This is a genomic window from Streptomyces sp. YS-3 (assembly GCF_045257485.1).
GTDB lineage: Bacteria > Actinomycetota > Actinomycetes > Streptomycetales > Streptomycetaceae > Streptomyces.
On sequence record NZ_JBJHPC010000594.1, the window covers coordinates 1 to 4290 of the forward strand.

General features: G+C 75.6%; 2 protein-coding genes. One reads left to right on the forward strand and one right to left on the reverse strand.

Going from position 1 to position 4290, the window contains the following annotated elements; genetic code table 11:
* The first annotated feature begins 148 nt into the window (after positions 1-148).
* Positions 149-3208, forward strand: coding sequence for an AAA family ATPase (locus ACJA3G_RS31415; protein WP_406556437.1), 3060 nt, complete (start codon positions 149-151; stop codon positions 3206-3208).
* A 59-nt stretch (positions 3209-3267) separates the two neighbouring features.
* Here ACJA3G_RS31415 and ACJA3G_RS31420 read toward each other — a convergent pair.
* A partial coding sequence (locus tag ACJA3G_RS31420) for a PQQ-dependent sugar dehydrogenase (protein ID WP_406556436.1) occupies positions 3268-4290 on the reverse strand: 1023 nt, incomplete at its 5' end.

Below are 4290 nucleotides of genomic sequence, written 5' to 3' on the forward strand. Positions count from 1 at the left end.
CCCGTGGTGACGATCAAGGTCATCGCGTCTCTCGCGCGGCGATCAGGCGGCGTGCGCGACCGTTTCGCGCACGCCGCCTGATCGCCGCGCGAGAGACGCGATGACCTTGATCGTCACCACGGGTGCCGCGGGACCGTACGGCTGTGCGATGCTCGGCGCTGTGGAGACCAGGTCCTTCAGTCCCGTGTTCGTCGGCCGCGCCGGAGAACTGACCGCCTTGACCGATGCGCTCGCCCGCGCCACCGCGGGCGAGCCGCAGGCGTTGCTGGTGGGCGGTGAGGCCGGGGTCGGCAAGACCCGGCTCATCGAGGAGTTCACCCGGGCCGCCTGTGACGCCGGCGCCGTGGTCGCGGTCGGCGGCTGCGTCGAGATCGGCGCCGACGGACTGCCCTTCGCCCCCTTTTCCACCGCCCTGCGCGCCCTGCGCCGCCGGCTGCCCGACGAGCTCGCCGCGGCGGCCGAGGGCCAGGAGGAGGAGCTGGCCCGGCTGTTGCCGGAGCTCGGCGAGGCCAGCCGGGAGAGCGGCGAGGACGGCACCGCCCGCCTCTTCGAGCTCACCGTACGGCTCCTGGAGCGGACCGCCGCCGACCGCACGGTCGTCCTGGTCCTGGAGGACCTGCACTGGGCGGACGCCTCCACCCGCCATCTGCTCGCCTACCTGCTGCGCACCCTGCGGCGCGGCCGGCTCGTCGTCGTCGCCACCTACCGCGCCGACGACATCCACCGCCGCCACCCGCTGCGCCCCCTGCTCGCCGAACTCGACCGGCTGCGCACGGTCCGCCGCATCGAGCTGTCCCGCTTCAGCCGCGGCGAGGTACGCCGCCAGCTCGCCGGGATCCTCGCCGCCGAGCCCGACCAGGCCCTGGTGGACGACATCTTCGCCCGCTCCGACGGCAACGCCTTCTTCGTGGAGGAGCTGACCGTCTGCCACGAGTCGGGCTGCGCCCCCGGCGGCCTCAGCGAGTCCCTGCGCGACCTGCTGCTCGTACGGGTCGAGACGCTCTCCGAGAACGCCCAGCTGGTCGTCCGCATCCTCGCCGAGGGCGGCTCCACCGTGGAGCACCCCCTGCTCGCCGCCGTCTGCCGGCTCCCCGACGACACCCTCGACGCGGCTTTGCGCGCGGCCGTCGGCGCCAACATCCTGCTGCCGACCGAGGACGGCGACGGCTACCGGTTCCGGCACTCGCTGGTCCGCGAGGCCGTCAGCGACGACCTGCTGCCCGGCGAGCGCTCCCGCCTCAACCGCCGGTACGCCGAGGCGCTGGAGGCCGACCCCGCGCTGGTCCGCGCCGACGAGCACGCCACCCGGCTGGCCACCTACTGGTACTCCGCGCACGACGCCGCCAAGGCGCTGCCCATGGTGCTGCGTGCCGCCGTCGAGGCCCGCAAGCGGCACGCCTACTCCGAGCAACTGCGGCTGCTGGAGCGCGGGATGGAGCTGTGGGACTCGGTCCCCGCCGACGTCCGCGCCGAGCTGCGCCCGCTGGACTACGCCGGCGCCTACCCCTCGTGCCACACCTGCGACCCCGCCACCACCCCGCTCGGCTACCTCGACCTGCTCGCCGAGGCCGCCGTCGCGGCCCGCTTCAGCGGCGACCGCGAACGCGCCGTGAAGATCGCCAAGCGCGCGCTGCGGATCATCGAGGCCGACGAGGCGGACGCCCCGCCCGGCACCCCCCACGGCGACCCGCTGCGCGCCGCCTGGTTCTGGACCGAGCTGTCCAAGCTGGTGCAGAACCTCGGCCGCGGCGACGGCTGGGACGAGATCGCCACCGCCCAGGAGCTGGTGCGCGGGCTGCCGCCGTCGGCCGTGCACGCGGCGGTCCTGGCCACCGCCGCGGGCTGGGGCATGCTGCACCGCCCCGGCCCCGAGTCGCTCGCCGCCGCCGAACGGGCCGTGGAGTACGCCAGGCTGGTCGACGCCGAGGAGACCGAGCTCAACGCCCGGCTCACCCTCGGCAGCCTGATGGTCGACGCGGGCGACGTCGAGGGCGGGCTCGCCATGATGCGCCGGGTCATCGAGCGCTCGCTGGAGCTCGGCCTCGTCGGTGAGGCGTGCCGCGGTCATGTGAACCTCTCCTCCAGCCTCGAATCGGTCGGCCGCTCCCCGGAGTCCGCCCGGACCGCGGCCCAGGGCGTGCGGGCCGCGCGCAAGTACGGCCTGCTCGACAGCGAGTGCTGGGCCGCGACCAACGAGGCCGAGGCCCTGCTCGGCCTCGGCCGCTGGGACGAGGCCGCCGAGCGCGCCGAGTGGGTCCGGCGCTCCGGTGTGAGCGGCAAGCCCCGGGGCTCGGCCGCGCTGCGCCTGTCCCAACTGGCCGTCGCCCGCGGCGATCTGGACCTCGCCGCCACCCGCCTCGCCGAGGCCGTCGGTTACTTCGGCGTCCGCGACTCCATCCCGCAGAACGCGCTGCCGGTGGCCCAGATCGAGCTGGCCGTCGCGGCCGGGCAGGGCCAGTTCGCCGAGGCGCGCGCCGGGCTCGCCCGCGCCGCGGAGGCCGGCTTCCCGCCCGGCACCCAGCGCTACGGCTGGCCGCTGCTGATCACCGCCACCGCCGTGGAGGCCGATCTGCGCGGGCTGCCCGCCGCCGGGGACGGCCGGGCCGAGGCACTGGCCCTGATCCGCTCGACGGCCCGGACGATGCCGACCCCGAGCCCGCTCGCCAAGGCCTGCGCCCTGCGCGTCGAGGCGGACCTGGCCCGCGCCGAGGGCCGGGACGACGCGGCCCGCTGGGAGGCCGCCGCCGCGGCCCTCCAGCCGCTGGAGCGCCCGTACGACCTCGCCCTGGTCTGCCACCGCTGGGCCGCCGCGCTGCTCGCCGAGGGCAACCGGCGCGACACCGTCGCCACACTGCTGCGGCAGTCGCACTCCGCCGCCGTACGGCTGGGGGCCCGGCCGCTGGCGGAGGAGCTGGAGCTGCTGGCCCGCCGGGCCCGGCTGCCGCTCACCGGGCCGGAGGAGCCGGCCGTCCCGGACGAGGCCGACGACCCGGCCGGCGCGCTCGGTCTGACCAGCCGGGAGCAGGACGTCCTGCGGCTGGTCGCCGCGGGGCACAGCAACCGCCAGATCGCGGAGGAGCTGTACATCTCCCCGAAGACGGCCAGCGTGCACGTCTCCAACATCCTGGCCAAGCTGGGCGTCTCGGGCCGGGGCGAGGCCGCGGCGCTGGCGCACCGGCTCAACCTCTTCACCCGGAGCGCGGCCTGAACCCGGCGGCGTCACGCCACGGCCGCGTCACGCCACGGTCTCCTCATGCCACGGCCGTGTCACGTCACCTCCAGCTCCAGGATCCGGTCGTCACCCGGCTTGGGGGTGCCCCGGCCGTCGGTCTGGCTGGTCACCAGGAGCAGGGTGTGCGGCCCCGTGGCCACCACCGTGCGCAGCCGGCCGTAGGCGGACGTCAGGAACGCCTGGGGCGGTGCCAGCGGCTTGGTGCCGTCCAGCGGGACGCGCCACAGCCGCTCCCCGCGCAGGGACGCCACCCAGACGCTCCCCGCCGCGTACGCCACCCCGCTCGGTGAGGCGTCCGCGGTCCGCCACTGCTCCACCGGGTCCACGAACCCCGGCCTCTTCCCCTTGCCCTCGACCAGCGGCCAGCCGTCGTTCTCGCCCGGCCCGATCAGATTGAGCTCGTCCCAGGTGTCCTGGCCGAACTCCGAGGCCCACAGCCGGCCGGCGCCGTCCCAGGCGAGACCCTGCACATTGCGGTGGCCGTAGGAGTACACCACCGAGTCGGCCTCGGGGTTGCCGTGCACCGGCTGCCCGTCCGGTGTCATCCGCAGGATCTTGCCGCCCAGCGACTTCTTGTCCTGGGCCAGGCCCCGGTCGCCGGTCTCGCCCGTGCCCACGTACAGCATCTTGTCCGGGCCGAAGGCGATCCGGCCGCCGTTGTGGATGGTGCCCTTGGGGATGCCCCGCAGGATGGTGTCGGGCGCGCCCAGCTGGTCGCCCGGCGGGCGCTTCTCGTCGTAGATCATGCGGGCGACGCGGTTGTCGGACGCGGTGGTGAAGTACGCGTACACCTGGTGGTCCGAGGCGAACGCGGGGGAGAGGGCGAGGCCGAGCAGCCCGCCCTCGCCGCCGGGCTGGACGCCCGGGACCGTGCCGACCGGGGTCTGTCTGCCCGTCGCGTCGACCCGGCTGACCGTGCCCGCGTCGCGCGAGGCGACCAGCAGGCCCCCGTCGGGCAGCGGGGCCACGCCCCAGGGCGACTTCAGGTCCCGGGCCACGGTCCGGACGACCTTCACCGAGCCCTTCGCGGGCGGGAGGGCGGCGCTGGACGCCGAGAC